General features: G+C 72.2%; 23 protein-coding genes and 1 pseudogene. 5 read left to right on the plus strand and 19 right to left on the minus strand.

Features of this window, described 5'->3' with window-relative positions; genetic code table 11:
* Positions 1-21 precede the first annotated feature (21 nt).
* The 7 genes from ACIBZJ_RS03660 to ACIBZJ_RS03690 all read right to left on the minus strand — a co-directional run bounded on the left by ACIBZJ_RS03660 (position 22) and on the right by ACIBZJ_RS03690 (position 7,447).
* Positions 22-1,269 carry a DUF3500 domain-containing protein gene (locus ACIBZJ_RS03660; protein WP_395925072.1) on the minus strand — a complete coding sequence of 416 codons (1,248 nt, stop codon included), beginning with the start codon at positions 1,267-1,269 and terminating at the stop codon, positions 22-24.
* Positions 1,270-1,305: 36 nt separating this feature from the next.
* Positions 1,306-2,520: an acyl-CoA dehydrogenase family protein gene (locus ACIBZJ_RS03665; protein ID WP_395925074.1), complete on the minus strand. Its 1,215-nt coding sequence runs from the start codon at positions 2,518-2,520 to the stop codon at positions 1,306-1,308.
* Between the two features lie 5 nt (positions 2,521-2,525).
* The gene (locus tag ACIBZJ_RS03670) at positions 2,526-3,020 is read right to left on the minus strand and encodes a flavin reductase family protein (RefSeq protein WP_395925076.1); all 495 of its coding nucleotides are present in this window, start codon (positions 3,018-3,020) and stop codon (positions 2,526-2,528) included.
* 119 nt (positions 3,021-3,139) lie between these two features.
* Positions 3,140-4,477: a PucR family transcriptional regulator gene (locus ACIBZJ_RS03675; protein WP_395925078.1), complete on the minus strand. Its 1,338-nt coding sequence runs from the start codon at positions 4,475-4,477 to the stop codon at positions 3,140-3,142.
* Between the two features lie 136 nt (positions 4,478-4,613).
* A complete protein-coding gene (locus ACIBZJ_RS03680; RefSeq protein ID WP_395925080.1) occupies positions 4,614-5,984 on the minus strand; it encodes an amidohydrolase family protein in 1,371 nt (456 codons plus the stop codon).
* Positions 5,985-6,073: 89 nt separating this feature from the next.
* A complete protein-coding gene (locus tag ACIBZJ_RS03685) occupies positions 6,074-7,183 on the minus strand; it encodes a response regulator transcription factor (protein WP_395925082.1) in 1,110 nt (369 codons plus the stop codon).
* A gap of 54 nt (positions 7,184-7,237) precedes the next feature.
* A complete protein-coding gene (locus tag ACIBZJ_RS03690) occupies positions 7,238-7,447 on the minus strand; it encodes a hypothetical protein (RefSeq protein WP_395925084.1) in 210 nt (69 codons plus the stop codon).
* 103 nt (positions 7,448-7,550) lie between these two features.
* Between ACIBZJ_RS03690 and ACIBZJ_RS03695 the strand changes: the two genes are divergently transcribed.
* The gene (locus tag ACIBZJ_RS03695) at positions 7,551-8,600 is read left to right on the plus strand and encodes an aldo/keto reductase (RefSeq protein ID WP_395925086.1); all 1,050 of its coding nucleotides are present in this window, start codon (positions 7,551-7,553) and stop codon (positions 8,598-8,600) included.
* A gap of 90 nt (positions 8,601-8,690) precedes the next feature.
* Here the strand turns inward: ACIBZJ_RS03695 and ACIBZJ_RS03700 are convergent, their stop codons facing one another.
* From ACIBZJ_RS03700 to ACIBZJ_RS03715, 4 genes are read right to left on the minus strand one after another with little or no spacing between them, the layout of a single operon-like run.
* Positions 8,691-9,059, minus strand: a complete 369-nt coding sequence (locus ACIBZJ_RS03700; protein ID WP_395925088.1) for a cupin domain-containing protein — start codon at positions 9,057-9,059, stop codon at positions 8,691-8,693.
* 19 nt (positions 9,060-9,078) lie between these two features.
* Entirely contained in the window at positions 9,079-9,987 is a 909-nt protein-coding gene (locus ACIBZJ_RS03705; RefSeq protein WP_395925090.1) for an alpha/beta fold hydrolase, read from the minus strand.
* Between the two features lie 12 nt (positions 9,988-9,999).
* Positions 10,000-10,959 (minus strand): alpha/beta hydrolase, encoded by a 960-nt coding sequence (locus ACIBZJ_RS03710; RefSeq protein ID WP_395925092.1) that lies wholly within the window; start codon positions 10,957-10,959, stop codon positions 10,000-10,002.
* Positions 10,960-10,999: 40 nt separating this feature from the next.
* A complete protein-coding gene (locus ACIBZJ_RS03715; protein WP_395925094.1) occupies positions 11,000-11,833 on the minus strand; it encodes an alpha/beta fold hydrolase in 834 nt (277 codons plus the stop codon).
* A 176-nt stretch (positions 11,834-12,009) separates the two neighbouring features.
* Here ACIBZJ_RS03715 and ACIBZJ_RS03720 point away from each other — a divergent pair, with 176 nt between their 5' ends.
* The gene (locus ACIBZJ_RS03720; protein WP_395925096.1) at positions 12,010-12,387 is read left to right on the plus strand and encodes a response regulator; all 378 of its coding nucleotides are present in this window, start codon (positions 12,010-12,012) and stop codon (positions 12,385-12,387) included.
* Complete coding sequence (locus ACIBZJ_RS03725) at positions 12,371-13,060, plus strand: LuxR C-terminal-related transcriptional regulator (protein WP_395925098.1); 690 nt, start codon at positions 12,371-12,373, stop codon at positions 13,058-13,060. The genes ACIBZJ_RS03720 and ACIBZJ_RS03725 overlap by 17 nt, the downstream gene beginning before the upstream one ends.
* Before the next feature lie 11 nt (positions 13,061-13,071).
* Here ACIBZJ_RS03725 and ACIBZJ_RS03730 read toward each other — a convergent pair whose 3' ends face one another.
* The 5 genes from ACIBZJ_RS03730 to ACIBZJ_RS03750 all read right to left on the minus strand — a co-directional run bounded on the left by ACIBZJ_RS03730 (position 13,072) and on the right by ACIBZJ_RS03750 (position 18,523).
* Positions 13,072-15,243, minus strand: coding sequence for a GAF domain-containing protein (locus ACIBZJ_RS03730; protein WP_395925100.1), 2,172 nt, complete (start codon positions 15,241-15,243; stop codon positions 13,072-13,074).
* An 88-nt stretch (positions 15,244-15,331) separates the two neighbouring features.
* Positions 15,332-15,721, minus strand: a complete 390-nt coding sequence (locus ACIBZJ_RS03735) for a hypothetical protein (RefSeq protein ID WP_395925102.1) — start codon at positions 15,719-15,721, stop codon at positions 15,332-15,334.
* A gap of 106 nt (positions 15,722-15,827) precedes the next feature.
* Entirely contained in the window at positions 15,828-16,985 is a 1,158-nt protein-coding gene (locus tag ACIBZJ_RS03740; RefSeq protein WP_395925104.1) for a serine hydrolase domain-containing protein, read from the minus strand.
* 75 nt (positions 16,986-17,060) lie between these two features.
* On the minus strand, positions 17,061-17,642 hold the full coding sequence (locus ACIBZJ_RS03745) for a QsdR family transcriptional regulator (protein ID WP_395925106.1): 582 nt from the start codon (positions 17,640-17,642) through the stop codon (positions 17,061-17,063).
* 59 nt (positions 17,643-17,701) lie between these two features.
* Entirely contained in the window at positions 17,702-18,523 is an 822-nt protein-coding gene (locus tag ACIBZJ_RS03750) for an SAM-dependent methyltransferase (protein ID WP_395925107.1), read from the minus strand.
* Between the two features lie 214 nt (positions 18,524-18,737).
* Between ACIBZJ_RS03750 and ACIBZJ_RS03755 the strand changes: the two genes are divergently transcribed.
* Together ACIBZJ_RS03755 and ACIBZJ_RS03760 are read left to right on the plus strand one after the other, a co-directional pair.
* Positions 18,738-19,544 carry a MarR family transcriptional regulator gene (locus ACIBZJ_RS03755; protein WP_395926009.1) on the plus strand — a complete coding sequence of 269 codons (807 nt, stop codon included), beginning with the start codon at positions 18,738-18,740 and terminating at the stop codon, positions 19,542-19,544.
* Between the two features lie 291 nt (positions 19,545-19,835).
* Positions 19,836-21,191 (plus strand): MFS transporter, encoded by a 1,356-nt coding sequence (locus tag ACIBZJ_RS03760; protein ID WP_395926011.1) that lies wholly within the window; start codon positions 19,836-19,838, stop codon positions 21,189-21,191.
* On the opposite strand, the gene ACIBZJ_RS03765 is transcribed toward ACIBZJ_RS03760, so the two are convergent.
* From ACIBZJ_RS03765 to ACIBZJ_RS03775, 3 genes and pseudogenes are all read right to left on the minus strand, one after another.
* On the minus strand, positions 21,185-22,078 hold the full coding sequence (locus ACIBZJ_RS03765; protein WP_395925109.1) for a TIGR03854 family LLM class F420-dependent oxidoreductase: 894 nt from the start codon (positions 22,076-22,078) through the stop codon (positions 21,185-21,187). The genes ACIBZJ_RS03760 and ACIBZJ_RS03765 overlap by 7 nt on opposite strands.
* The gene (locus tag ACIBZJ_RS03770; protein ID WP_395925111.1) at positions 22,075-24,921 is read right to left on the minus strand and encodes a glycoside hydrolase family 2 TIM barrel-domain containing protein; all 2,847 of its coding nucleotides are present in this window, start codon (positions 24,919-24,921) and stop codon (positions 22,075-22,077) included. The genes ACIBZJ_RS03765 and ACIBZJ_RS03770 overlap by 4 nt, the downstream gene beginning before the upstream one ends.
* An 84-nt stretch (positions 24,922-25,005) precedes the next feature.
* Positions 25,006-25,572 (minus strand): annotated as a pseudogene (locus tag ACIBZJ_RS03775) (class I SAM-dependent methyltransferase); the annotation flags it as partial.
* Positions 25,573-25,577 lie beyond the last annotated feature (5 nt).

The following is a 25,577-nucleotide window of genomic DNA, read 5'->3' on the forward strand; positions in this document are numbered from 1 at the left end:
TTCCCCACCGCGACGGCGAGGTCAGCCGGTTCCGTGGCCGCCGGTGTCGCCGTGGTGGAGCCGGTAGTGCTGGGCGAGCAGGTCGCGTCCGTAGTCGTTGCCGTTGGGCGCCCGCACGATCGTGTGGACGTGGAAGCGGGCCGGTTCGGGGTTGGTGAGGAAGACACCGGGATGGTTGTCGTACTCGACCAGGAGCACCGGGGAGTGGATCCGGTAGTAGAACGCGCACTCGTCGTCGTGGCCGCCGCGCCAGGCGAACCGCGTCTCGCCGAAGTGCTCCCGGACGAGCGCCAGCATTCGTCCGGCCTGACGCGCCGGCAGGCGGTCCAGGTACACCCGGATCAGATCCACCAGACCGTCCCGCTGGCCGGGCGGCAGGCTCGCCGCGACGATCCCCTCCGGAGGCAGGACGAGGTTGTCGGCGCCCGCTCCGGCCAGATGACGCCCGTTCCAGGGGCCGGCCAGTTCGGGCGGCAGGTCCCGGGCCCGCAGCGAGGACCCCAGCAGGAACTCCTCCTCGCGATGGGGATCCAGGGACCGGCGAAGCGCCAGGCCGGTCTCGGTCTCCGCGTCGAAGGCCCGGAGTCCCTCGAACCGTCCGGTCCCGGTCGTCGGCTCGGCTCCGAGGAAGACCGGGGCGAGAACGACCTGGCCTCCGACGAAGACGCAGTGCAGGTCCACGTGATGACCCATCAGCTGCCATCCCCACGGGGAGTCCTCCGAAGGGGTGCCGAAGACCGTGAACCAGTAGGCGAACTCGGTCAGCGTGTCCTGGTAGTCGCCGATCAGCTCGCCCAGGTTCGCGTTGAGGGCCATCGCGGCCCTCACCTGGGCGTAACCGGCCGGACTGAGGCTCTCTTCGAGCACGGTGAGCGCCCGGTCCCGGTCGGCCCCGGCGAGACGTTCCAGACGCAGGCCCTTGGGGTGCCAGGTGGGGATCGCGTTGGTCCACAGCCGCCACTCCGGAGCGTCCATGGGCAGTGCCCCGACCACCCGCTGGTGCGGCGCCAAGCCGTCCAGGTACGACCGGGCCGCCTTGACCGCCCAGTGCGGAGCGCTCCCGGCCCGATCGAGGTCGTAGAGGCCCCGGCGAGGCGTGCCGGTCTCGGTGACGCCGACGTAGGGATCGAGGTGGTGGCGGTGGCCCGCGGTCAGCGCGAGCGCGGCCTCGGGGGGCAGCAGGTCGTCGTAGAGATGGGAGTCGACGACGGGCAGGTCGCCGCGAGCGGCCGGCACGGGGAAGTTCGCCCCGCGGTGCTGAGCAGACATCGGTGTCCTTGTCAGTAGGTGCGGCGGGGCGCCGCCTCAGACGAGCGCGGAGACGGTGCCGCGGATGCCGAACAGCGCCTTCCCGTAGATCTCGGCCGCCACCTCGGGGTTGAGCACGGCGTGCCGGCTACCGGTCTCGACGTCACGCCAGAGGCGCTGCAACGGGTTGGCTTCGCTGAAGCTCGAAGCGCCCTGGGCCGAGCAGACGATGCGGACCGCCTCGCGGGCGTGGACCGCCGCCATCCCCGCGTCCATCCGCATCCGGGCCCGCGCGTCGTAGCCGGGGAACACTCCGGCGTGGGCCGCCTCGTCGATGTCGGCGGCCGCTCGGTACGCGTGCAGCGCCGCGGAGTCGACGAGCGAGGCCGCGTGCGCGGCGGCGAGTTGGACGGTGGGCGCTTCGGCCTGGGTGGCGTAGTTCGTCAGCGTCAGACCCCGTCGCGGTGCCTTCTCCGCCAGCAGGTCGACGGCGGCCGTGGCCAGACCCAGATGGGGTCCGGTCAGCAGCAGCGCGGCCACCGGTACGAACGGCGCCCGGTAGAGCAACTCGTCGGTGAACGGCGTGGCGTACCGGCCCTCGACCGCGTCGGGGATCGACAGGAAGCGGTGCGCCGGTACGAACAGATCCTCGCCGACGAGGGTGTTCGACGCGGTGCCGCGCATGCCCGACACGAACCAGGTGTCCTCGACGACCAGCTCCGACATCGGTGCGAGCACGATGCCGACGGCGTCCGACGTGCCCGCGGCGTCCGGGCGGACGACTCCGAGTACCGCCCAATCGGCGTGGGTGCACCCCGAGGCCGGGGCCCAGCGCCCGCTCACCCGGTATCCGCCGTCGACCGCGTCGGCCGTCCCCGAGGGTGTCACGACGCCGGCGATCCGCGCGTCGGGACGCTCGCCCCAGATGTCGTCCTGGGCCTGCACGGGGAACAGCCCGGCGAACCACGCCGACGCGTTCAGCAGCGAGGCCACCCAGGCGGTGGAGCCACACGCCCGTCCGAGCTCCCGGCTGACCTCGATGATCGTGCGGAAGTCGGTCTGCCGGCCGCCGTAGCGGGCCGGCTGCAGGAGACCGAGCAGGCCGGCCGAGGCCAGCGCGTCGATGTTCGACGTGGGCACCGCGCGCTCGCGGTCGGTCCGGTCGGCCTCGGCGGCCAGTTGCGGCCGCAGGGCCGCGGCGCGTTCCACCAGGTCGGCCCGGAGCTTGCGGACGGCGTCGGTCGTGTGGGGGGCGTCCAGCGTGATCGTCATCGTCCTCAACTCGCCACTGCGAGCAGGGAGTGGGTGCCGAAGGCCCGGCGCGCGTAGACGAGCGGAGCCGTGGCGCTCGACTCGGCCTCGTCGACCCGCATGACGAGCAGGACGTGGTCACCGCCGTCGACGTGACGGTCGACCCGTCCGGCCGTCCAGCCCGCCGATCCGGGCAGGTGAGGCAGCCCGGCCCGGACGGTCCACGGGATGCCGTCGAACTTGCGCCCCGGCCCGTCGCTCCGGCGCGCGAACCCGGACGCCAGCTCCTGCTGGTGGGCGGCGAGGATGTTCACGCCCACCCGGTCGCCCGGCCGGAGGTGGGTCAGCAGGGTCGACGTGCGGTCGAGCGCGAAACTGACCAGTGGAGGATCGAGCGAGAGCGAGGCGAAGCTCGACACGGTGCTGCCGTGCGGCCGCCCGTCGGCTCCGGTCGTCGTCACCACGGTGACCGGAGCGCACACTCCGCTCATCAGCTCGACGAAGGTTTGGCGGTCGATCATCGTTGGCCTCCCGGTGCGGTTCGATCGTGTACGTCGAAGTACACAGCGACGTCCGGGGCGACCGCTTGGTCTGCCGACTCAGGTTTTCGACCGGCCGTTGGTCTGCCGGCTCAGCCGGTTCACGGGTCGGCGCCGACCGGCCCGAGCACCGCGTCGCCCAGCTCTTCGACGAGCGTGAGCGCGGTGTAGAGCGCGAAGCGGCGGTCGTCGACGTCGTGCCCGAGTACGTCCTCGGCCCGCTTCACGCGGTACGTCACCGTGCCCCGGGCGACGTGCAGGCGTCCGGCGACGTCCACGATGCTGCGCTCGGCGTTGATGTAGTGGTACAGCGTGGTCCGCAGTGCCTCCATCGCCGGGCTGCGTGCCGCGAGCCCGCCGAGCTCGCGTCGCACGAGGTCGGTGGCGGCCTCGAGGTCAGTGGTCAGCAGCGCGACGGCGGCGACGTCGGCGTAGGTGGTCGCGGAGCGCGGGGGCCGCCCGCCGGCCCGCCGCAGCCGCTCGAGCCGCTCGGCGTGTCCGGCCTCGCGGTGGGAGCGGCGGAAGCCCGCGACGCCGTCGGCCGGAGTGCCGAAGGCCGCCTGCACCCGTCGGTGGGAGAGCGCTTCGGTGACCTCCTCCCACGAGTCCGTCCGGCGGGTCCCACCGGGAGACACGGTCCCCCAGGCCCACAACCGGCCCGTGGTCACGGGGACGACGAGCGTGGTGGTGGCACCGCGGGCCCGCAGCGCCTCGATCGCGGCCCGCTGCAGCGTGGAGTCGCCGTTCGACGCCTCCGACCACACCACCACGGCCTCGTGGTGGCGGGTCAGGTCGTACCCGAGCACCCGGGACGCTTCGCCGTGGTCAGGCGTCCGGGTGTCGTCGAGGAGGGAGCGCACGAGGTCGGCCCGGGCCGCGGCGACGCTCGTGCTCCACGCCTCGTGCTCCACGAGGTAGGTGCGGATCATCGCGTCGGCCAGGCCGTCGACGGAGGAGAACAGATCGCGCGAGACCGCGGTGATCTCCCCGGCCGCCGTGTCGGGGTCGACCAGCTCGGCGCAGGCCTGCAGGAACGCCTCGGTCGTGGCCGCGTGCCCGACCCGGACGCCGCGCAGTACCTGGTCGAGCGGGACCGCGCGGTGGACCAGTTCGCGGACGCTCTCCAGCGTCGCCGCACCGGCGGGTGCGGCGGCCGCCGGCCCGTCCACGAGCGTGAACAGCACGTGCAGCGTGGTCGCCTCGTTGCCGCGGCGAAGCATCTCGACGGCGGACGGGCTACCACCGAGGGCCGGCACCTCGCTGACGATGCGGCGCACGACCTCGGTGTTCAGTTCGATCGCCCAGCCCACCGGGCCCGCGCCGACTCGCGCGACGGCGGCCTCCACGATCGCGGCCGGGGACACCGCCCGGTCGACGTCGACCTGGCCCCGGGGCCGCAGACGGGCAGCCCAGGGACGTCGCCAACCGGTCTCGGCCACGCTGCCTCCCTGGGGAACCAGACCGAACCTATCTCTCCTCCCGGGAGCCGGGAGCCGGGCGCCGGGAGCCGGGCGCCGGGAGCCGGGCGCACGGCGGCCCTCGGCCGTTCCGGGCCCCGGGTGGTGAGGGGCCGGCTCAGTGCGCGCCCGGTAGCTCCAGCGAGCCGGCGAAGCGCAGGCTGTCCACGTCGACGCCGACCTGCTTCAGCAGCCGGTCCCGGCTCTCCTCCGCCTGCCGCGCCAGCTCGTCGCGATTCACGCCGAGCACCTCGCCGGCCCACTTGCGGGGAACGCCGTCGACGACGACCGCGGTGACGTCCTGCGATTCCGCGTAGCCGGCCACGGCGCCGAGGTACGACGCGATCGGGCGCAGCCGGGCCAGCGAGAACACCGTGAGGTCGGCTTTCGCGCCGGGCGCCAGCACGCCGATCGTCCCGGACAGACCCGCGGCCCGCGCGCCGCCGACGGTGGCCGCACGCAGGGCGTCACGCACGCCGTAGGGACGGGGTGCGTCCGCGGCGCCGGTCCCGGCCGCGGCGTACGCCTGCCCGCGCTGGGTGATCAGCAGCGTGCGCAGCTCACCGAGGATGTCGCTGCCGTACTCGAACTCGTTGTCGGTGCTGATCGCCTCCTGGACGCCGAAGCGGTTGGCGGTCAGCACCGGGCCGGCGGCGGCGAGCCCGTAGTGCGGGTCGGATCGCGGCACCAGCGCGATCGCGGCACCGCTGGCGGCGATCGCCTGCCAGTGGCTGTCGGCCAGTCCGAGTACGTGGTCGAGCGTGACCTGGGGACCGAGCAGTTCCGTGGTCATCACCGCGTCGAGGTCGCCCATTCCGGCGATCGTCTCGGCGACGAGCCCGACGCCGTTCTCGGCCGCGAACCGCAGGCCGGCCACCGACGGGAAGAGTTCCATCAGCCGTACGTCGATCCGGGGGTCCGCCGCGCAGTGGTCACGCAGGTCCAGCACAGCCCGGTGCAGGTGGGCGTCCGGGTGCCCGAGGCCGACACCGGCGGCGACGACCGCGCGCAGCCCGGCCTCCCGCAGCGCGTCGACGACGGCCTGGCCGTGCTCGAGGCTGCGCACGTTGTGGCTGTTGTCGACGATCGTGGTGACGCCCTGTTCGAGGGCGCGGGTGGCGGTGACCCGCTCTCCGATCGCCATGTCCTCCGGCGTCATGAGAGGGGCCAGCGTGGTGTGGGTCAGGTTGAGGTACGCCATGATCTCGCTGTCGGGCGAGACACCGCGCAGAGCGCCTTCCCACGCGTGCACGTGCCCGTCGACGAGGCCCGGGGTGATCACGGTTCCGGTCGCGTCGATGACCAGCGCGTCGTCGGCGACCGGCGATCCGGCCGACGGTCCGACCGCGCTGATCGTCGATCCGGTGACGACGACGTCGCCGACGAAGTCGCCCGCGGCCGGGTCCATCGTGATCACGCCGGCGCCCGCGAAGACGACGGTCCGGCCCGGCGTCCACTCCTCCGGAACGTGCCGATCGAAGATTTCCACTGCGTTCCTCCGGGGGTTGGTCGTGGCCTCCACCCTGGAACGCGTGCGGAGCGGACGTCACCCCCCATTTGCGGGGTGGGCCGGCGCCCTCACCACTCGACCTGGTCGGCGCTCTCGTGGAGGGGGTGCTGGTAGTGCTCGGCGAACAGGTTCGCGACCAGCTCGCCCCGGCTGCTCACTCCGACCTTCGAGAAGATGGTCTTGAGGTAGTCCCGCACCGTGTGGGGCGACAGGAACAGTTCGACGGCGATCTCCTGGCTGGATAGCCCGCGCGCGACGGCCCGCGTCACCTGCTGCTCGCGCGGGGTCAGCGCGTACGCCGCCACGATGATCGGCGCGATCTGCTCCGAGCGCGCGGGTTCGACGGTCACCGCCGTCGGTCCGGACGCGTCGTCCGGACCGCGCAGGCAGGAGGCGTGCAGCACGAGCCAGCGACCGGACGCCGCCCGCAGCCGGGTCGCGGCGGGACCGCGATCCCGGCCCTGGACGACGGCGGTGGCGCGGGCGATGACCCCGTGCACGGGCGTCATCGTGGCCGGGAACGCCCGCCATTCCGGGCCGCCGATCTCCTCGAACAGCAATTCGGCCTGGGCGTCCAGCGACAGCAGGGTGCCCGGGCGGTCGAACAACGCCGTGCCGGGGCCGCCGGCCGGGGCCGGGCGGCGCTCGGCCGTCGCGAAGGCACGCAGGGCGTGCGCGACGGCGGGTGCGATCCGCTGGATCTGATCCCGGTCACCCTTGGTGAACGGGGCGCGCGAGCGGTCCCGGTAAAGGTCGAGGACGCCCCAGGTCGTCGTCCCGAGCCGGAACGCGGCCCGGAGTTCGTCGCCGTACCCCTGCGGGGCCAGGTACTCCCGGTAGCGGGCGCTGTCGGCGGGCCGATCGTTTGTGGTCTCGTACAGCGTCGCGACGCCCTGGGAGCTGCGGGCCACGTCCCGGAAGAGCAGGGCGTCCTCGACCAGGCACTCCCGTTGCCAGTAGGTCTCGCAGTGGCCCGGCTCGATGTTCTCCACCCGCACGGCACTGGTGCCGAGGAGGGTGGCCGGGTCGGTCGCGAACCACGCCGACCCGTCGAACGGGACCAGCTCCCGCAACTGCTCGGAGACGATCTCGAACAGGGCCAATGCGGATGGGGCGCCCCGGCAGGCTCGGGTCAGCGCGTCGGCCCTGCGCTCGCGCGTCACGCTCAGTGCGGTCATCCCCCCATTGTCGGCCGCGGTGCCGGGATTCCGGCGGCACCGCGGAAAACAGCTTCAGGTGGCCAGCACTCCGCCGTCGACGTAGAGGTCGTGGGCGTTCATCCCGGTGTTGCGGAGCAGGAACTCGGTGGCGTCGGCGATCTCGGCCATCGTGACCAGCCGGCCGATCGGTGTCTGCGCCGAGCGCGGCGGGTTCGGCACGTCCCGCCACCGGGGGCTGTCGCCGATCAACCCGGAGTGTCCGCGGAGCAGCTCACCGCGCATCTCGCCCGGCCCCTGCGAGCGATCCTCCTGGAGTGAGGCCGAGACAACCGGAGAGATCTCCGTTACCGTAGTGGAGATCTCTCCACTACGAAGGAAGCCTCGCATGCGCTACCACAAACTCGGCTCCACCGGTCTCGACGTCTCTCCGGTCGCCATCGGCGCGATGACCTACGGCGACCCGAATCGCGGCCACCCGGTCTGGTCGCTGGACGAGGAGGCCAGCCGTCCGCTGATCCGGCACGCGCTCGACGTCGGCATCAATTTCTTCGACACCGCGAACCTGTACTCCTACGGCTCCAGCGAGGAGATCGTGGGTCGTGCGCTCCACGACTTCGCGGATCGCGACGAGGTGGTCATCGCCACCAAACTGCGCCACCCGATGCGGCCGGGGCCCAACGGGCGGGGGCTGTCGCGCAAGGCGATCATGACCGAGGTCGAACACAGCCTGCGTCGCCTGCGCACCGACTACATCGACCTCTACCAGATCCACCGCAACGACCGCGCGACGCCGTGGGAAGAGACGCTGGAGGCGCTGAACGACCTGGTCAAGGCGGGCAAGGTCCGCTATCTCGGAGCGTCGTCGATGCGTACCTGGGAGTTCGCCAAGGCCCTCACCCTGCAGAAGCAGCACGGCTGGGCACGATTCGTGTCGATGCAGGACCACTACAACCTGCTGGCTCGCGAGGAGGAGCGCGAGATGATCCCGCTCTGCCTCGACGAGGGCGTCGGCACCCTGATCTGGAGTCCGCTCGCCCGGGGACGGCTCGCGCGGCCCTGGGACGAGGCCACGTCCACGGCCCGGGCCGCGACCGACGGCGCTTACGCCGACCTGCTCTACACCCCCACCGAGGACGCCTCCAACCGGGCGATCATCGACGCGGTCGGCACGATCGCCGCCGAGCGCGGCGTCAGCCGGGCGCAGGTCGCGCTCGCCTGGCTGCACAGCCGGCCGGTGGTCGCCGCGCCGCTGGTCGGCGCCAACACCGTCGCGCAGATCGACGACGCCGTCGCGTCGCTGGAGATCCGGCTGACCGACGAGGAGACCGCGTCCGTGGAGCGGCCGTACACGCCTCGGTACGACTTCCAGGGCATCTCGGACGAGGCCGAGATGCAGAGGATCCGGGAACAGGTCCCCGGCTACGCCAACGCTTAGTCCGGCCGCTCCCCCGTGCGGGCGCGGTCGTCGCACAACCGGCAGCACGGCCCGCCCGCCGCGCGCCGGAGGGCCGTGGTGCCGCTTCGTTCACCGGACGAACGTCGCCAGCGGTTGTCCGGTCTCGACGAGGTAGGTCGACAGCATCAGCCCGGTGCCGGGGCCGAGGTCGGTGGCGTTGTGCGGGGTCCGCGGCGGGATCAGGAAGCCGTCACCCGCCTGCAGGGTGAGCGTCGCTTGGTCGCGGATCTCCATCCGGACCGTCCCGGCGACGATGTAGCCGACCTCCTCGCCGGGATGGACGTGCCATCCGGACTCGACTCCGGCGGGGATCTCGGTGCGCACCTGGACGATGTCCCGGCCCGGGATGGACGAGCTTCGTCGCAGGGTTTCGGTGCGCTTCAGGGTGGCGGCGAGCTCATCGGCCGGCTGCCCGTGTTCGACGGCGTCGGAGGACATGGCTGAACCTTTCCGGAGGTCAGGAGATCGGGAAAGCCGAGGGACGCCGCTGGAGGAACGCCGACAGGGCTTCCGCGGTCGCCTCGGGTTGGTCTTCGACCAGGAAGTGGCCGGCCGGCACCGCGTGACCGGTGACGTCGTCGGCCCAGGGCCGCCACACGTCGAGCACGTCGCCGTAGAAGCGGGGCAACGCGCCGTCCGCGGCCCACAGCGCGAGCAGTGGACACGCGATCGTGCGGACGCCCCGGTCGGCGTCGTCGTGGTGCCGGTCGACGGTCGCGCCGGCCCGGTAGTCCTCGCAGACGGCCTCGACGGTGCTCACGTCGTCGAGCAGCGCTCGGTAGCCGCGCATCAGCTCGGCCGGGTACCTGTCCCGTGCACGCCCGAGGCCGAGAGCCCGGACGTGGAAATCGAAGAACGCGTCGGGGTCGGCGGCGATGAGACGCTCGGGCAGCGGTGCGGGCTGTGCGAGGAAGGCCCAGTGCCAGTACCCGAGGGCGGTCCGCGCGTCCGCCCTGGCCCACACGTCGCCGGTGGGCACGACGTCGAGGACGGCGGCGGCGCCGACGTGGTCGGGGTGGTCCAGCGCCATCCGGTAGGCCACCCGCCCACCGCGGTCGTGGCCCGCGACCGCGAACCGCTCGTGGCCGAGCAGGCCCATGGCTCGGACGAGATCAGCGGCGAGCGCCCGCTTGGAGTGGGGTGCGTGGTCGGCCGCGGGTACGGGACGAAAGGACGCCCCGTACCCGGGCAGGTCCGCCACGACGACCGTGAAGCGGTCGGTGAGCAGATCCGCGACCGTGTGCCACATGACGTGCGTCTGGGGATACCCGTGCAGGAGCAGCAACGGCGGGCCCTGGCCGCCGGTCCGGGCGAAGATGCGTCCCCGCGCGGTCTGCAGGCCGTGCTGCACGAAGCCGTCGAACATGACCCGTCCCGCTCACTTCTCGGCGAGCGCCGCGCGCAGGAAGCTCGTGGCCTGCTCGACGGCGGCTCGGGTCGCGCGGGTGTCGGTGAGGGAGTTGAGCAGCATGAAATCGTGCACCGTGCCGTCGTAGCGCACGGTCGTGATCGACACCCCGGCGGCGCGCAGCTTGGCCGCGTAGGCCTCGCCCTCGTCGCGCAGGACGTCGGCTTCGTCGACGAACAGCAGGGTCGGGGGCAGCCCGCGGACCTGCTCGATCGTGGCCTGGTTCGGCGAGGCGGTGATCTCCGAGCGCTGCGGCTTCTCGGGCGCGTAGGCGTCCCAGAACCACTCCATGGAGGCCCGGGTGAGGTAGTACCCGGAGGCGAACCGCCGGTAGGAGTCGGTGTCCATGGCCGCGTCGGTGACCGGGTAGTACAGCGACTGCTGCACGAACGTGACATCCCCGCGCTCCTTGGCCATCAGGGCCAGCGCCGCCGCCATGTTGCCGCCGACGGATTCGCCGGCCACCGCCATCCGGCCGGCGTCCAGACCGTGTGCGGCACCCTCCCGGGTGATCCACCGCGCCACCGCGTAACCCTGTTCGATCGCCACCGGGTAGTGCGCTTCCGGGGAGGGCGTGTACTCGACGAAGGCGACGGCGGCGTGCGCACCGACCGCGAGTTCGCGGACGAGCCGGTCGTGGGTCCCGGCGTTGCCCAGGATCCATCCGCCCCCGTGCATGTAGACGACGACCGGCAGCACGGGCCCGGCGTCGAGCGGTTTGACCAGCCGGACCCGGACGTCGCCGACGGCGGCCGGGACGGTGATCCACTCGTCGTCGACCGGCAGCTTCTCGACCGGTGCGGCCTGCAGGTCGACGAGGACCTGGCGGGCACCGTCGGGTCCGAGATCGACGAGGAACGGGGGCTTGGCAGTGGCCTCCACCAGTTGCTGAGCGGCGGCTTCCAGGACGACGGCGGGGTGCTCTGACATCGATCTGCTCCTTGGGGAATTGCCGGACGGCGAGGGTGGTCTAGCGGGCGAGGAACGCGAGCAGTTCGCGGTTGACTTCCTCGGCGTGGCTCAGACAGAGCAGGTGCGGGCCGCCCTCGATCTCGACGTAGTGCGCGTCCGGCAGCGCGGCGTGCATCCGGCGCCCCTGTCCCTCGATCGACAGGATGCGGTCGGCGGTGCCGTGCAGCACCAGCGCCGGGACGTCGACGCGTTTGATGTCGTGGTGGAAGTCGTCGAGCCAGGTCTCGGGGCAGGCCCAGGTCGCCTCCGGTGAGGCGTCGGCACCGGCGTTCCACAGATTGCGCACGGCTTCCTCGCTGACGCGCGTGCCGAGCAGTTCGTCGAGGTTCAGCATGTCGCCGATCAGCCCGGTCAGCCAGGCCGGCCGATCGTGCAGGATCGCCTGCTGGACGCCGTCGACGCCGGCCCGGTCGACGCCCAGCGGGTTCTCGTCGGACTTGACGAACGAGGGCGCGAGGCTCTCGATGAACACGCACGACCGGAGGCGCTGGGTGCCGTTGACGCCGATGTAGCGAGCGACTTCCCCGGTGCCCAGGGAGAGCCCGACCAGCGTGACGTCGCGCAGGTCGAGCGTGGTCAGCAGCGTGTCGAGGTCGGCGGCCAGCGTGTCGAAGTCGTAGCCGACGGAGGGCCGGCCGGAACGCCCGAACCCGCGCCGGTCGTACGTGATAACCCGATAGCCGGCCGCCAGCAGCGGGTGGACCTGGGGCTCCCAGGAACGGCTGTCGAACGGCCAGCCGCTGATCAGGACGACGGCCGGTCCGCTTCCGTGGTCTTCGTAGTACAGATCGATGGAGGTCGTGTTCTCGGTGCCGACGGTCACGGTGGACATGTGCGCTCCTCGGTCGTTCGGGGTGGTTCAAACCTGGCAAACGCCGGGTACGCGGACCAGGGCGGTTGACCCGAAGACCGAGGGGGCTCGCCGGGTGTCGTCCCGGCCGGTGGCCCGGAAGCCGTTTCCGGCTAGCCCTACCGCCACCACCCGCGCCACGCTGTAACGATGAACGGATGCTGGGCTCAATCCTCGTCGTCGACGACGACGCACCACTCCGGGAACTCCTCGTGCGCATCTTGCGGAGCTGGGGGCATACGACGATCGGCGAAGCCGGGTCGGTCGCCGAGGCACTCGACTACGCGGACGCCCGACGTCCCACCGTCGCGCTGGTCGACGTCGGTCTGCCGGACGGTGACGGGTTCTCCCTCACCCGCCGGCTCCGGGCCAAGCCGTCGATCCAGCGCGTCGTCCTCTTCTCCTCCGACGCCGACCCGGCGAACGTGGCCGCCGCCGCGCGGGCCGGAGCGGCCGGGTTCTTTCCGAAGGACGAGCTGCTGAGCCCCGCGTTGCAACGACTTCTCGAGGATCGAGCCGATGACGAAGAGCGCTGAGGTCGCCCGTCCGCTCCGCGTCGCGATCGGCGAGGACGACGTGCTGCTGCGCGAGGGCGTCGCCCGGATACTCACCGACGCCGGCCTCGAGGTCGTCGCCCTCTCCGGCGATGCCGACGACCTGCTGCGGCGCAGCCTCGCCTATCGTCCCGACGTCGTCGTCACCGACGTGCAGATGCCACCGAAGCGGGAGGACGACGGCTTACGGGCCGCGATCCAGCTGCGCCGCCGTTCACCGGGGATCGGTGTGCTCATCCTGTCGCAGTTCTGCGAGCCGGCCTACGTGGCGGATCTGGTCGGCGAACGGCCCGAAGGGGTCGGATACCTGCTCAAGGAACGGGTCGGGGACGTCACGGCCTTCGTCGACGCCGTCCATCGCGTCGCGGCCGGCGGCAGCGCGCTGGATCCCGAAGTCGTCGCCCGGATGCTCGGGCGCCGCGTGCAGGACGGTCCCCTGCGACTCCTCACTCCTCGCGAGCTGGCCGTGCTCGCCGCGATGGCCGAGGGACTGTCCAATCAGGGTGTCGCGGAGAGCCTGCTGATCAGCGCCGCGTCGGTGGAGAAGCACGTGACGGCGATCTTCCGCAAGCTGCGCATCGCCCCCGTGGACAGCGAACACCGCCGCGTCCAGGCGGTGCTCACGTATCTGCGCGCGGCCAACCGCCCACGATGAGCCCGGCGGGTTCACCCGGCAGCGGACGACCCGGTGCCGGCGGCAGGCGGGTCGCCGACCGGTAACGTCGCCTCGATCGTCGTTCCCTTCCCCGGCGGGCTGCTCACCCGCAGCCGGCCACCGCCCGCCTCGACGCGATCGAACAGGCCGGTCAGACCGGATCCCCGTCCGGCCTCGGCACCACCCTCCCCGTCGTCGCGCACCTCGATGCGGATGGCGCCCGCGCTGAGCTCGGCGCGGATCCAGGCCCGGCCGGCCTGCGCGTGCTTGACGACGTTCGTGAGCGCCTCGGCGATCACGAAGTAGGCCGTGGTCTCGACCTCCACCGCCACGCGCGGCACGTCGACGAGGGCGTCGACCGGCAGCGGCAGGTCGGCCAGGAGTGATTCCACCCCGCCGCGCAGGCCGCTGCGTGTCAACGCCGCCGGAAGGATCCCGCTGACGATCTCCCGTAGTTCGGTGGTGGCCCGCTGGGCGTGCTTGAGTGCCTCCTCGACCCGATCGACGCCGGTCGGCAGGTCGCCCTGGGCCAGAGCCAGCCGCGCCAGCTTCAGCGTGATCACGGTGTGGACGAGGCGTTGCTGGGCGCCGTCGTGCACGTCGCGCTGGAGCCGGCGACGGGTCTCGTCGGCCGTCGAAAGGACACGCGCGCGGGACGCGACGAGCTGCGCGCGGCTCGCCGCGTTGCTGACCGCGGTACCGACCAGATTGGCGAACCGCTGCAGGCGTTCTTCGGTACCGAGCTCCAGCGGTCCGTCGGCCGAGGTGGCGGTGAGCATGCCCCAGACGCGGCTCTCCACCGCGATCGGCGCCGCGACCGCCGCGGACAACCCGAACTGGACGGCGAGTTCGGCGTCGGGCTCGGTGCGGTAGTCGTCCACGCGCACGGCACCCGCCGAGCGCCGGACGCGGTCGGGCAACGTGCCCGGCTCGTAGTCGAGGTGTGTTCCGGGCGGCGCCGGCCCGCCGCTCCGGCTGATGACGATCAGCGCCTCGTCTTCCTCGAAGCGCACGAGGGTCATCGGCCGGCCGCCCAGCAGCTGCCGCGCCTCGTCGGCCACGGCCGCGAACACGGCGTCGGACGGTTCGCCGCCGGCGACCTGCTGGGCGACGCGCAGCAACGCGGCCTGTTCGTCGGCGAGCGCCTGGACGTCGGCCCGGGCCTGGGAACTGGCGATCGCCGTGCCGGCCAGCCCGGCGAAACTCGAGAGCTTCTCCTCGATGAGTGGCGGCAGCGCGTGTCGTCCGGCCGCGACCAGGACGCCCCACAACCGGTCCTCGGCCAGGATCGGCGCGGCCGCACTGGACAGGTATCCGCGGCCCGCGGCCAATTTCGGCCAGGCTCCCGACACGTCCGGCAGCCGGTTCGTCCGGGCCGGACGGCCGGTCCGCCACACCCGCTGGGTCGCGCCGTCGCCGGCGGCCGGTGCCCGCATTCCCACCGTGACGCCCTCCGGCGGATCGTGGATCGCGACGACCTCCGTCGCCCCGTCGGGCGCGAACCGCAGCAGCGTCGTGAACGCGACCCCGACGAGTCCCGCCGCCTCGGTGACGACCGCCTCGAACACCTCGCCGGGCGAGGCGTCGTGCGCCGCGAGCTCGGCCACCCGCCGCAGCGCGGTCTGCTCGGCGGCGAGCTGCTCGATCTCTTCGCGGCTCTGGGCGATGGCGATCGCGCTGGCCAGCAACTCCGTGAACGCGGCCAGCTTTTCCTCGGTGCCCGGTGGATACGCGGTACCGTCCGTCGACCCGACGGCGGTGAGACCCCACACCTCCGCGTTGACCACCACCGGGGCGCCGACCGACGACCGCCAGCCCCAGCCGCGGATCATCTCGGCCAGCGAGCCGGAGGCGTTCGTGTAGGTCGCGGTGCGGCTCGGGCGGCCGGAGTCCCAGATCGACCGGGCCAGGGTCCCGGTGCCGAACGGATGACCGACCTCGATGTTCTGGTATCCGGTGTGCTCGTTCCAGCGGCCGATGATCGTGACGGTCTCGTCGCCGTGCAACCGCACCAGGGCGGCATCGGTCGCCGGCATCGACAGGCCCAGCTCGGTGACCAGCGCCTCGAAGATCTCCGCTCGCTCGGCGCCCTGGGCGACCAGCGTGGCGAGCCGCCGCAGGGCCGCCTGCTCGGCGGCCGAGCGCCGGGGACCGTCGGAGTCGCGACTCGTGATCGGTTCCATCAGCCCACTCGTGAGCGCGGCCGGCGAGGTACGCGAGCCTGTGCGAGGAATGTATCCACCGGCTCGGTTCCCGGGGACGGAAACTCGCTCAGTAGCCGGGTTTCTCGCCCCAGCAGTACTCGAGGCTGGCCGGCAACAGCAGCATCACCACGAGCAGCGCCCCGATGGCGAGGCCGGCCGCGCCGACGATCCGTCCGACGTTCGAGTCGTCGCTGCCGGCGACGAGGTTCAACCCGCCCAGCAGCATCAGGAGGACGCCGAGCGCGAGCGCGACGCCCGAGCCGATCCGGGTGCCCTGCCACACCGCCACGCCGAGCACGAACGTCAGGAAGATCGTGAAGACGTTCAGGCCGCCCCTCCCGGCCTCACCGACGACGGCGTTGACCAACGACCAGGCCACCGATAGTCCGAGCGTCAGTACCGCGACGACGATCGAGGCCGGACGGCGGCGCACGGTAGGCAGCGGCGGAGGCGTCATGGCCGGTCATCATGCCCCATCACCACCGTCCTGTCCCGACCGGGCCGATCGCGGTCCGAAGTGTCGCGTCCGGACTCCCGCCGGGGCGCGGGGACTCGTGCCGCGGTCAGCCCGCTGCCGCGGCGCAAGCGGCGATGACCTCGCAGTAGCCGGCCGACACCGCGGAGCCGATCACCCCGGGCTGCATCTGGTTCATCAGGTAGCTGATCGTCATCCGCCGGTCGAGGTCCATGATGACCAGCGAACCGCCCCAGCCACCCCAGAAGCACACCTTCCCGGCCGGGACGAACGACGTGCCTTCGGGCTCGGGAAGGGCGTACCCGATCCCCCAGCGGAGCGGGATGCCCAGGAAGAGGTCGATGCCGTGGGCCTGCTCGTCGAAGATGAGTTCGATGGTCTCGGGCCGGAGTAACCGCACTCCCCCGGTGACGCCTCCCAGGGCCAGCGCCGACATGATCCGGGCCACCGAGTGGGCGTTGCCGTGCCCGTTGCAGGCGCCGTTCTCGGCCGCGAGCCACTGCGGGGTGTTGGCGATCGCGGGGTCCTGGAAGGAACCCGTCAACGTCTTGAAGAACACGCTGTCGGGATCCGGAGCGGGCAGGTCGGCCGGGGCCGCGGCGGCGGCGGTGGGGGCCAGCATCGTGGCGATGCGTTCGCGGTCGGCCGGTCGGGCCCCGATCCGGAAGTCGGCCCCGACCGGGCCGGCGATCTCCTCGGCCACGAAGTCGGTCAGGCTCCGGCCGGAGACCCGGCGCACCAGTTCGCCCACCAGGTGCCCGAAGTTGCTGGCGTGGTAGCCGCTCGCGGTGCCGGGCTTCCACCAGGGCGGCTGGGCGGCGAGCCTGGCGGTGGCCGCGGCGACGTCGTAGCTGTCCTCCGCCGCGAAGGGCTGCTCCCAGGCCGAGACGCCGGAGGTGTGGCTGAGCAGGTGTCGCACCTCGACCGATTCCTTGCCGTTGGCGGCGAACTCGGGCCAGTAGCGCGAGACCCGCTCGTAGGGGTCGAGCAGGCCGCGGTCGACGAGCATCAGCGCGGCCAGGCTGGTGACGGTCTTGGTCGAGGACCAGATCGTGACGATCGTGTCCTCGGTCCACGGCTGGGTACGGGCCGCGTCCCGATGACCGCCCCAGAGGTCGACGACGTTCTCGCCGTCGATGTTCACGACGAGGCTCGCGCCCACTTCGACGCCGTCAGCCAAGTTCTTGGCCAGCGCGTCGCTCACGGCGGAGAAGCCGTCGGTGACGTGGCCGTGCACCTCGGTCATATCCGTATCCCCTCGCCGGGCCGTGCGATGCAACGTTTGCTCAAACGTTGCACCCCCACGGTGGCATGACCTGCGTCACACGGTCAAGGGTGCGGAAACGTCGTCGACACGCAGCACCGCCGCGACGGCGGTCTCGACCTTGGCGGCATCGGGCTCGTCGCCGGTGATCAGGTCGGCGTAGATGAACGACTCGATGATCCGCACGATGAGGTAGGCGAGGTCGTTCGTCCGGAGCGGATGGGTCAGCTCACCGCGGGCGCACTCCTGTTCGAGCACGCGGGCGAACTCGTCGACGACCCGCCGCTGCACCGGGCTGGCCTTGGTCGTGATGAGACGGAGCGCACGCTCGGGCTCCCGCCGCATGAACTCCCGGTAGTACGACGCCCCGATCAGCGCGGCGGCGTACTCCCCCGCGATCCGGGCGACGCGCCGGCCGCCGGTGCCCTCGGCACCCACGACGATCGCGGAGAGCGTGGGGTCACTGAGCGAGATCAGGATGTCGACCAGGAGCTGGTCCCGGTTGCCCAGCCACCGGAACAGCGTGCTGCGGTCGACGTCGAGCGCGGTGGCGAGGCTTTTCAGGTCCACCCGGTCGCCCGCCATGAACGTCCGCCGCGCGAGCCGGAACGCGTCGGTGGCGGCGGGCCGGGCGTTCACGCGCGTCCACCCGGCAGCGCCTCCGCGGCGGAGAGGGACATGCCGCGAATTCTAGGGCGTCAGGGTTTGGCGGCCACGGCGCCGTACTCGTCCACCTCGCGCAGCAGAGCGGGATCTTCGTCGGCGGCGGGGCGCCAGCGACCGCACGGGACCAGGCCCGGGTCGAGGACGTTCAGGCCGGTCAGGAACTGGGCCAGCTGGTCGGGGTGGCGCAGGTGGTACGAGAGCGGCGCGTTCGCGTTCCAGACGCCGATCGCCTCCTCGAACGCCGGCCCGTCGATCACATTGGTGCCGTCGGCCGTCACCAGGTAGCTGCCCGACGGCAGGGCATCCATCAGACGGCGGACGATCGACACGGCCTCGTCCAGGTCGGGGACGTGACCGAGGATGTTCATCAGGATCAGCGCGACCGGCTGGGTCAGGTCGAGCGTGGTCCGGGCCGCGGCCTCCAGGATCGTGTCCGGCGCCCTCAGGTCGGCGTCGATGTACTCGGTCGAGCCGGTCGCCGTGCTGGTCAGCAGCGCCCGGGCGTGCACGAGGACCAGCGGGTCGTTGTCGACGTACACGACCTTGGCGTCGGGCGCGGCGGCCTGCGCGACCTGGTGCGTGTTCTCCGCCGTCGGGATGCCCGTGCCGATGTCCAGGAACTGGCGCACGCCGGCTTCGGCGGCCAGATGGGTCACGGCCCGCTTGAGGAAGGCGCGGGACGTGCGGGCCACCACGGTGATGTCCGGGTACAGGTGGGCGAAGTCGTCACCCACCGCGCGGTCGATCGCGAAGTTGTCCTTCCCACCCAGCCAGTAGTTCCAGACCCGCGCCGAGTGCGGCACGCTCGTGTCGATCTTGGTGCTGGCGGCGGCTTCAGCCTCGCTGTCGGTCACGGCCGGTCCTCCCGAAGACGGTTCAACGACGGCGCCGCCGAGCCTACCGGCCGTCCGCGTTCCACTCAGGACCGCGCTCCGATTTCGACGCACCCGAAAAGCTACCGGCGTGGCTGTCGGAGCCGGGCGGCCCGGCTCGTAGTAGGGATGACACGACCTGCCGAGACCACGGAGCCACCTCATGACCCGCACCAGTCCCCGGACCGCCCGCCGCATGTTCGAGCTGCTGGAGCCGATCTGCCTCGTCACGTTCCTGGCGGACGAGTGCAACGAGGAGCTGGCCGCGCTCGGTCACCCCACCTACTGGGACGGCTACTTCGCCAGCCGGGCCGCGCCGCTGGGGCGGGTGCCGGCGGAGGTCGTCCACGCGGCGTTCTACAACTTCGCCGACGGTGAGGCCGCGCGGCATATCCCGAGCGCGTGGGAGACGATCCCGGCCGAGGCCTCGGTCGCCGCGCGGGAGCGGGGCAGCGCGGCGTCGGTGCGGCGGATCCTCGGCGCCGAGCTGGCCACCTCGCCGGGCCTGCTGCGCGCTGCCGACCTCACCACCACGGCCGCGACCGGCGCGTCCACCGAGGGCCGGATGATGTATGCCGGGATGCGCACGCTCGCGCTGCCCGTCGACCCGGTCGCCCGGCTGTGGCACTCGGCGACCATGCTGCGCGAGCACCGCGGCGACGGGCACATCGCCGCGCTCCTCGGCGCGGGCATCGGCGGCACCGAGGCCCACGTGCTCGGCGCGCTGGACGCGGGCATCCACCCGGCCGAGTCGTTCGGGCGCATCCACCATCTGCCGAAGAAGCGGCTGGCCGCGGTCATGGACGGGATGCGCGAGCGCGGGCTCCTCGACGCCGACGGGCGGTTCACCGACGCCGGCCGGGAGACCAAGGCGCGCATCGAGGCGGTGACCGACGAACTCGCCGCCCCGCCGTACGACGCGTTGTCCCCGGAAGAACTCGACGATCTGGCCGCCGAGCTCGCACCGATCACCGCGACGCTGACGGCCGCCGGATCGCGATGACGGCGGGCTGACAGGCGCGGGGAACGGCTGACAGCGACGTGTGCGCGGGGTGACAGGCAGGGCGGTCAAAGTGGTCGGCGGGGCGCACCAGGCCTCATGACCGATCAGTGTCTGCCGATCACCGAATGTACGTCTCCTGCCGAGCTGAGAGCGGCGTTCGCTACGAAGGGTCCACCCGTGACTACCTCCCCGCCCGACGTCGCCCTACCGGTCCGCACGTCGCACACCTACCGGTCGCTCGGCGCGGCCTGGATCCCGCTGGCCGCTCTCTGCCTGGCCTTCTTCGTCGAGATGGTCGACAACACGTTGTTGTCGATCGCGCTGCCGACGATCGGCCGCGATCTCGGGAGCGGCACCACCGCACTGCAGTGGGTCACCGGGGCATACTCGTTGACGTTCGGCGGCCTCCTGCTCACCGCCGGGTCGATGGCCGACCGGCTCGGGCGGCGCCGGGTCCTGCTGGTCGGGCTCACGGTGTTCGGCCTGCTCAGCCTGGCGGTCGTCGCGGTGTCGGAGAGCTGGCAGCTGATCGCGCTGCGAGCCGGACTCGGTATCGCCGCCGCGGCCATGGCGCCGATCACGAACTCGCTGGTCTTCCGCCTGTTCGACGACCAGACGCTGCGCATGCGGGCGATGACCGTGATGATCATGGTCGGCATGTCAGGGTTCGTGCTCGGCCCGTTGCTGGGTGGTACCGCGCTGGCCCACTTCCAGTGGCAGTGGCTGCTGCTGGTCAACGCTCCGATCGCGCTGATCGCCTGCATCGGCGTCCGGCTCGGGGTGCCGGCCGACCGGCGCGAGGACCTGACCGACGACAAGCTCGATCTGCCCGGCGCCCTGCTCAGCGTCACCGCCATCGGGCTCGCGTGCTACTCGCTGACCAGCGGCATCGAGCACGGCTGGGGCTCCGGGATCACGCTCGTGTCGTTCGCCGGTGCGGTCGCCGCGGCGGTCGGGTTCGTCTGGCACGAGCGCCGCAGTGCGGCCCCCATGCTCGACCTGAGCCTGTTCTCGAACGGCACCGTCCGGGGTGCGTCGATCGCCCAGATCGGGACGTCGATCGCGATGGCCACCGTGATGTTCGGGCTGATCCTGCACTTCCAGTACGCCTACGGGTGGAGCCCGGTGCGGGCCGGCCTGGCGAACCTGCCGATCATCGTGACGATGCTGGCGGCGACCCCGCTGTCGGAGTGGCTCGCGAAGCAGTTCGGCCACCGCGTCGCCGTTCTGGTCGGTGCGGTGTTCCTGGCCGGCTCGCTGGCCGGGCTCTCCTGGGGTGTCGACCACGGGTACACGGTCATCGCGGTCTGCATGGTCGCGATGACGATCGGGCTGCGCACGGTCATGACGATCTGTGCCATCGCCCTGGTCGACGCGATGCCGAGCAACCGCACGTCGATCGGGACCGCGCTCAACGACACCGCGCAGGAGGTCGGGACGAGCATCGGAACCGCCCTGATCGGCACGTTCATCGCCGCGCTGGTGACCACCCAGCTACCGGCTGGGGCCTGGAGCGAGAGCCTGGTGGCGTCGTTCTTCCACGGCGAGCGGATCACCTACGCGGTCGTCGCGGTGATCGTCGGCGTGGTCGCGGCGGCCGGTGCGCTCACGCTCACCAACTCCCGCTCGACCGAGGAACCTCACTGAGACGCCGGAGTCTCCAGCGGCCGGGCGTGCTGGACGAACTCGTCGAGGAAGGCGTCCCACCCGTCCGGGCCGATCACCGGGTAGAGCACGAACTTGGTCACGCCGGCCAGGACGTACCGCTCGACGGCGGCCCGGATCGCGGGCCAGCCGACCGGGACCAGCTCGGCCGGGTCCACGTCCGGGCGGCGGGCTTTCAGGGCGGCGGCCGTCGCGTCCGGGAGGGCGCCGAACGCGACCGGGAGGCTCAAGCCGAAGTGGTCCTGCTCGATCTCCCGGCCGGCGTTCGCGGCGGCCCGGTTGATCGCGGCGATACCGGCCCGGGTCTCGGCCGCGGTCAGCCTGCTCGCCAGCCAGCCGTCGCCGTAGCGGCCGACCCGCTCCAGGGCGGCGGGCACGGCCCCACCCAGCCAGAGGTCGGGCGGCCGGGCCGGACGCTCCCCGAGGCCGATGTTCTCGAACGCGAAGAACTCACCGCGGAACGTCACGGTCTCCTCCGCGAGCAGCCGGCGGACGACGGCCAGCGCCTCGTCGAACACCGCACCGCGCCGGCCCGGCGGCACCGGGAACGCACTCCGCTCGGATTTCCGCGCCGGTCCGAGCCCGACCGCCGGCAGCACCCGGCGGGGCGCCAGCAGCGCGAGCGATGCGAGTTCCTTGGCGAACAGCACCGGGTTGCGACCGGGCAGCACGACGACGCCGGTGCCCACTTTCAGGCGCGACGTGCGGGCCAGCGCGAACGCCATCCCACTCATCGGCTCGACCGACGGCGCCGAGAGCTGCTCCGACAGCCACAGCGAATCCACCTCGAGCCGCTCCAGCGAAGCCACCAGCGGGCCCAACCCCGCGGCCGGAAGCGTCCCGGTGCCTACTCCGATGCGTACCTTCACCCCGCCGAGGATTCCAGAAGCAGCGACACCCGGCCCGGCCGCGCCGGCAGCCGGTACCGCGGCAGCACCCCGACCCCGCAGGTCGCCGTGCCCAGCCCGGATTGCGCCAGGTCGAGCGACACGTACGTGTTCCCGTCCGCGACCAGGTCGGCGTGGTGGGTGGTGGCGGCCAGCGTCTTCCGGCTCCACGGCGAGACCGTGACGGCGATCTCGGGGACTCCGCCCTCGACGACCCTGACGCCCAACCGGCCCGCGGACGTGGAGATCGACGCCTGCCGCACGCCGCGCCTGGCCCCGCTCTCCTGCGGCCGGACGTACGGCGTGAACAGGTCGTTCGCGTCGGCGTGGTGCCGGCCGAGGTACGCACCGGCGGCCAGATCGGGGTAGGCCGGGCCGGGACCGAGCCCGAACCAGTCCAGGCCGGTCGGGCGGCCCGGCAGTACCAGGTCGAGACCCAGCCGCGCCCACTCGACCGGCCAGAGCCCGCGTGGCGTCATCGTGACGTCGAGCAGCAGCGCGTCCGGACGCACCTGGCACCAGCGGAACTCGGCGTCGAGCGCGAAGTCCCGTCCGGGCGGCGCGGTGCGCAGGCGCGTCCGCAGCGTGCCGTTCTCGTCGGTGGCCGAAACCAGCCGGGTGCGGAGCCGGTCGATGCCGGCCTCGGCCCAGCGTTCGGCGTACGGAGGGAGGTCGGGCTCGTCGCGGCCGGGGTACCGGTCGTTGTCGGTGGGCGCGCGCCAGAGGCTGGGGATCGGGCCGTCGAGGCGCAGGCCGCCGAGCGCCTGCAGGCGCATCGAGACCGGGTCGAACGCGCTGCGGACGGGCGCGGCCGTGGTGGCCGGCCGGGCCGTGGGCCGGACGTCGGCGCGCTGTCCGCGCGCGACCACGTGTCCGGCGTCCGCCCAGGTCGTTGCGTTCGCCAGGGTGGCTTCGACGGTGAGAACCGGGCCGGTGGCCGGAAGCGGGACCTCCACGGTCTGCCCGGGCAGCACCGCAGGCACGTCCAGGGTGCCGGAGCCACCCTCGTCGGTGCGCCAGACGAACCGGAGGCCGCTCAGGTCGATCAGGTCGTAGCGGTTGTGGACGCGCACGGACGCGTCGGTGACCTCGATGCGGACCGGCGCGTACCAGTGCGCGAGCGCGACCAGGCCGGGGCGGGGCTCCCGATCGGCGCTGACCAGTCCGTCGATGACGAAGTTGCCGTCGTGGGTCTCCTCGCCGAAGTCGCCGCCGTAGAGGACGCGGCCGTCCACGGTGAGGCCGTGCTCGATCCACTCCCAGACGAAGCCACCGGCCAGGCGCGGATAACGGTCGAAGAGCTCCTGGTACTCCTGCAGCCCGCCGGGGCCGTTGCCCATCGCGTGCGCGTACTCGCACTGGATGAACGGCAGCGAACGGCGGTGGAGCTGGGCCGGGGTCGCGTCGAACGACGCCGGGGTGAGCACTTCCTCGCCGATGGCCCGCACCTCGGCGTGGGTCGCGTACATGCGCGAGTACACGTCGACGTAGGTGCAGTCCCAGTCGTGCTCGTAGTGGATGAGCCGGGACGGATCGAACGCCGCCGTCCAGGCGGCCATCGCCTCGAGGTTCGCGCCGTGCCCCGACTCGTTGCCGAGCGACCAGAACAGGACGCTGGCGTGGTTCTTGTCGCGGTGCACGGTGCGCTGCATGCGATCGAGGTAGGCGGACTCCCACTCCGGGTCGTCGCTGGGGTTGTCGCGCCAGTCGACCTGGACGAAGCCGTGGGTCTCCAGGTCGCACTCGAGGATGACGTAGAGACCGAGTTCGTCGGTGAGGTCGAGGAGGCCCGGATGGGGCGGGTAGTGCGAGGTACGGACCGCGTTGATGTTGTGCCGCTTCATGAGCTCGAGCTCGGCCCTGGCCTTCTCGAGCGGCACCGCCCGCCCGTGCGACGGGTCGTGCTCGTGACGGTTGACGCCGCGGAACCGGAGCGGCTGTCCGTTGAGGAGCAGGACGGAGTCGCGCACCTCGACGCGGCGGAAGCCCAGGCGGAGCCGGACCTCTTCGTCCGGGGTGGAGAGGGTGGCGTCGTAGAGGCGGGGGGTCTCGGCCGACCAGGGTTCGACCCGGCCGGTGGTGAGCGTGGCGCTGCCGTCGATCTCCTGCGTGATCCCGAGGTCCGGGATCGAGAGCCGGGCCCGGCCGGGGCGGCCGTGCGGGTCGGTGAGCGTCAGTTCGAGGGTTCCGGAGCCGGTTTCCGGGTCGTAGTCGGCGACCGCGAAGACGTCATAGATTCCCATGTCGGGCACCGCGACCAGCTCGACGTCGCGAAAGATGCCGGGGAGCCACCACATGTCCTGGTCTTCGAGGTAGCTGGCGTCGGAGAACTGGGCCACCCGGACCGCGAGCGTGTTGCCGGTTGGGCGCAGGCGGCCCTTGACGTCGAACTCGTGGGTCAGGCGGCTGCCGCGGGTGGTGCCGAGCCGGTGCCCGTTCAGAAAGACCTCGGCCGCCGACTCGATGCCGTCGAAGCGCAGGACCGCGCCGTTGAGCAGCGCCGGGCCGGCGTCGAACACCAGCCGGTAGTCGCCGATCGGGTTCTCGTCCGGTGGGTTCGGCGGATCGATCGGGAGCGGGAACCGGACGTTCGTGTACGCGGGGGCGCCGTGACCCTCGAGGACCCAGTGCGCCGGGACCGGGATCGTGGTCCAGCCGGTGGCGCGGTAGTCGTCGCGCTCCCAGCCGTCGTCCGGGGCCACCGCGAGGCCGCGGGAGACGCGGAACTGCCAGGCGCCGTTCAGGCTCTGGCGCGCGCCCGAGGAGTTCAGCCGGGCTCGCGGGACGAGTGCCCCTACGCCGGGGCCTTTTCGTGCGATGTCCATGGGTCGTTCTCTCCCGCCGGAGTTTCGGCTTTCGCGTCAGTAAGGGTCACATACCTCGCGGTTCGGGCAGACAGGGAGGTCGGATCAGCCGCTCACCACGAGCACGAGCGAGCCGTCGAACGCCGGCCGGGTCCGGAGGTGGCCGAGGTCGCGGTCCCAGCTCCCGTTCTCCAGGTCGGACGCCAGACGAGCCACGTAGTCGCCCGCGGTCGTCTCGTCCACGAAGCCCCACGCGGAACACGACGTACGGGCCAGCGGGTCGAGCAGCATCTCCGGACGTCCGTAGTAGGCCTCGTTGAAGCCGTCGGTGCAGTCGAGCGGTACCGGGACCCCGACGACCTCGACGGCGCCGAGCACGTCGGCGATCGTGTCGATCGGCGGGTACCGGCGCGCCTCGGTGCGGATCACCTCGGGGGCGTAGTCGGCCAGCCAGAACCGGTGCAGCAGGGCGGGGTCGCTGGTGAGGATCGCGATCGGACCGCGGGTCACCCGGCGCATCTCGCGCAGGCCCCCGGCGAGGTCTTTCCACTGGTGGACGCTGAACCTGGTCATGGCCGCGTCGAATCTCCGGTCCGGGAAAGGGAGCTCCTCGGCCACCGCGTCGACCGCCGGAGCCCGCGTCGCCGGACGCTGGGCGCGCATCGGCGCTGCCGTCG

The sequence above is a fragment of the Cryptosporangium sp. NPDC051539 genome (assembly GCF_044454545.1).
Lineage (GTDB): Bacteria > Actinomycetota > Actinomycetes > Mycobacteriales > Cryptosporangiaceae > Cryptosporangium.

Bases quoted from the DNA above. Each gene is read 5' to 3' on its own strand.
- ACIBZJ_RS03660 (WP_395925072.1), bottom strand. From the start codon at position 1,269: ATGTCTGCTCAGCACCGCGGGGCGAACTTCCCCGTGCCGGCCGCTCGC.
- ACIBZJ_RS03665 (WP_395925074.1), bottom strand. From the start codon at position 2,520: ATGACGATCACGCTGGACGCCCCCCACACGACCGACGCCGTCCGCAAG.
- ACIBZJ_RS03670 (WP_395925076.1), bottom strand. From the start codon at position 3,020: ATGATCGACCGCCAAACCTTCGTCGAGCTGATGAGCGGAGTGTGCGCT.
- ACIBZJ_RS03685 (WP_395925082.1), bottom strand. From the start codon at position 7,183: ATGACCGCACTGAGCGTGACGCGCGAGCGCAGGGCCGACGCGCTGACC.
- ACIBZJ_RS03690 (WP_395925084.1), bottom strand. From the start codon at position 7,447: ATGCGCGGTGAGCTGCTCCGCGGACACTCCGGGTTGATCGGCGACAGC.
- ACIBZJ_RS03695 (WP_395925086.1), top strand. From the start codon at position 7,551: ATGCGCTACCACAAACTCGGCTCCACCGGTCTCGACGTCTCTCCGGTC.
- ACIBZJ_RS03700 (WP_395925088.1), bottom strand. From the start codon at position 9,059: ATGTCCTCCGACGCCGTCGAACACGGGCAGCCGGCCGATGAGCTCGCC.
- ACIBZJ_RS03705 (WP_395925090.1), bottom strand. From the start codon at position 9,987: ATGTTCGACGGCTTCGTGCAGCACGGCCTGCAGACCGCGCGGGGACGC.
- ACIBZJ_RS03710 (WP_395925092.1), bottom strand. From the start codon at position 10,959: ATGTCAGAGCACCCCGCCGTCGTCCTGGAAGCCGCCGCTCAGCAACTG.
- ACIBZJ_RS03715 (WP_395925094.1), bottom strand. From the start codon at position 11,833: ATGTCCACCGTGACCGTCGGCACCGAGAACACGACCTCCATCGATCTG.
- ACIBZJ_RS03720 (WP_395925096.1), top strand. From the start codon at position 12,010: ATGCTGGGCTCAATCCTCGTCGTCGACGACGACGCACCACTCCGGGAA.
- ACIBZJ_RS03725 (WP_395925098.1), top strand. From the start codon at position 12,371: ATGACGAAGAGCGCTGAGGTCGCCCGTCCGCTCCGCGTCGCGATCGGC.
- ACIBZJ_RS03730 (WP_395925100.1), bottom strand. From the start codon at position 15,243: ATGGAACCGATCACGAGTCGCGACTCCGACGGTCCCCGGCGCTCGGCC.
- ACIBZJ_RS03735 (WP_395925102.1), bottom strand. From the start codon at position 15,721: ATGACGCCTCCGCCGCTGCCTACCGTGCGCCGCCGTCCGGCCTCGATC.
- ACIBZJ_RS03740 (WP_395925104.1), bottom strand. From the start codon at position 16,985: ATGACCGAGGTGCACGGCCACGTCACCGACGGCTTCTCCGCCGTGAGC.
- ACIBZJ_RS03755 (WP_395926009.1), top strand. From the start codon at position 18,738: ATGTTCGAGCTGCTGGAGCCGATCTGCCTCGTCACGTTCCTGGCGGAC.
- ACIBZJ_RS03760 (WP_395926011.1), top strand. From the start codon at position 19,836: ATGGTCGACAACACGTTGTTGTCGATCGCGCTGCCGACGATCGGCCGC.
- ACIBZJ_RS03770 (WP_395925111.1), bottom strand. From the start codon at position 24,921: ATGGACATCGCACGAAAAGGCCCCGGCGTAGGGGCACTCGTCCCGCGA.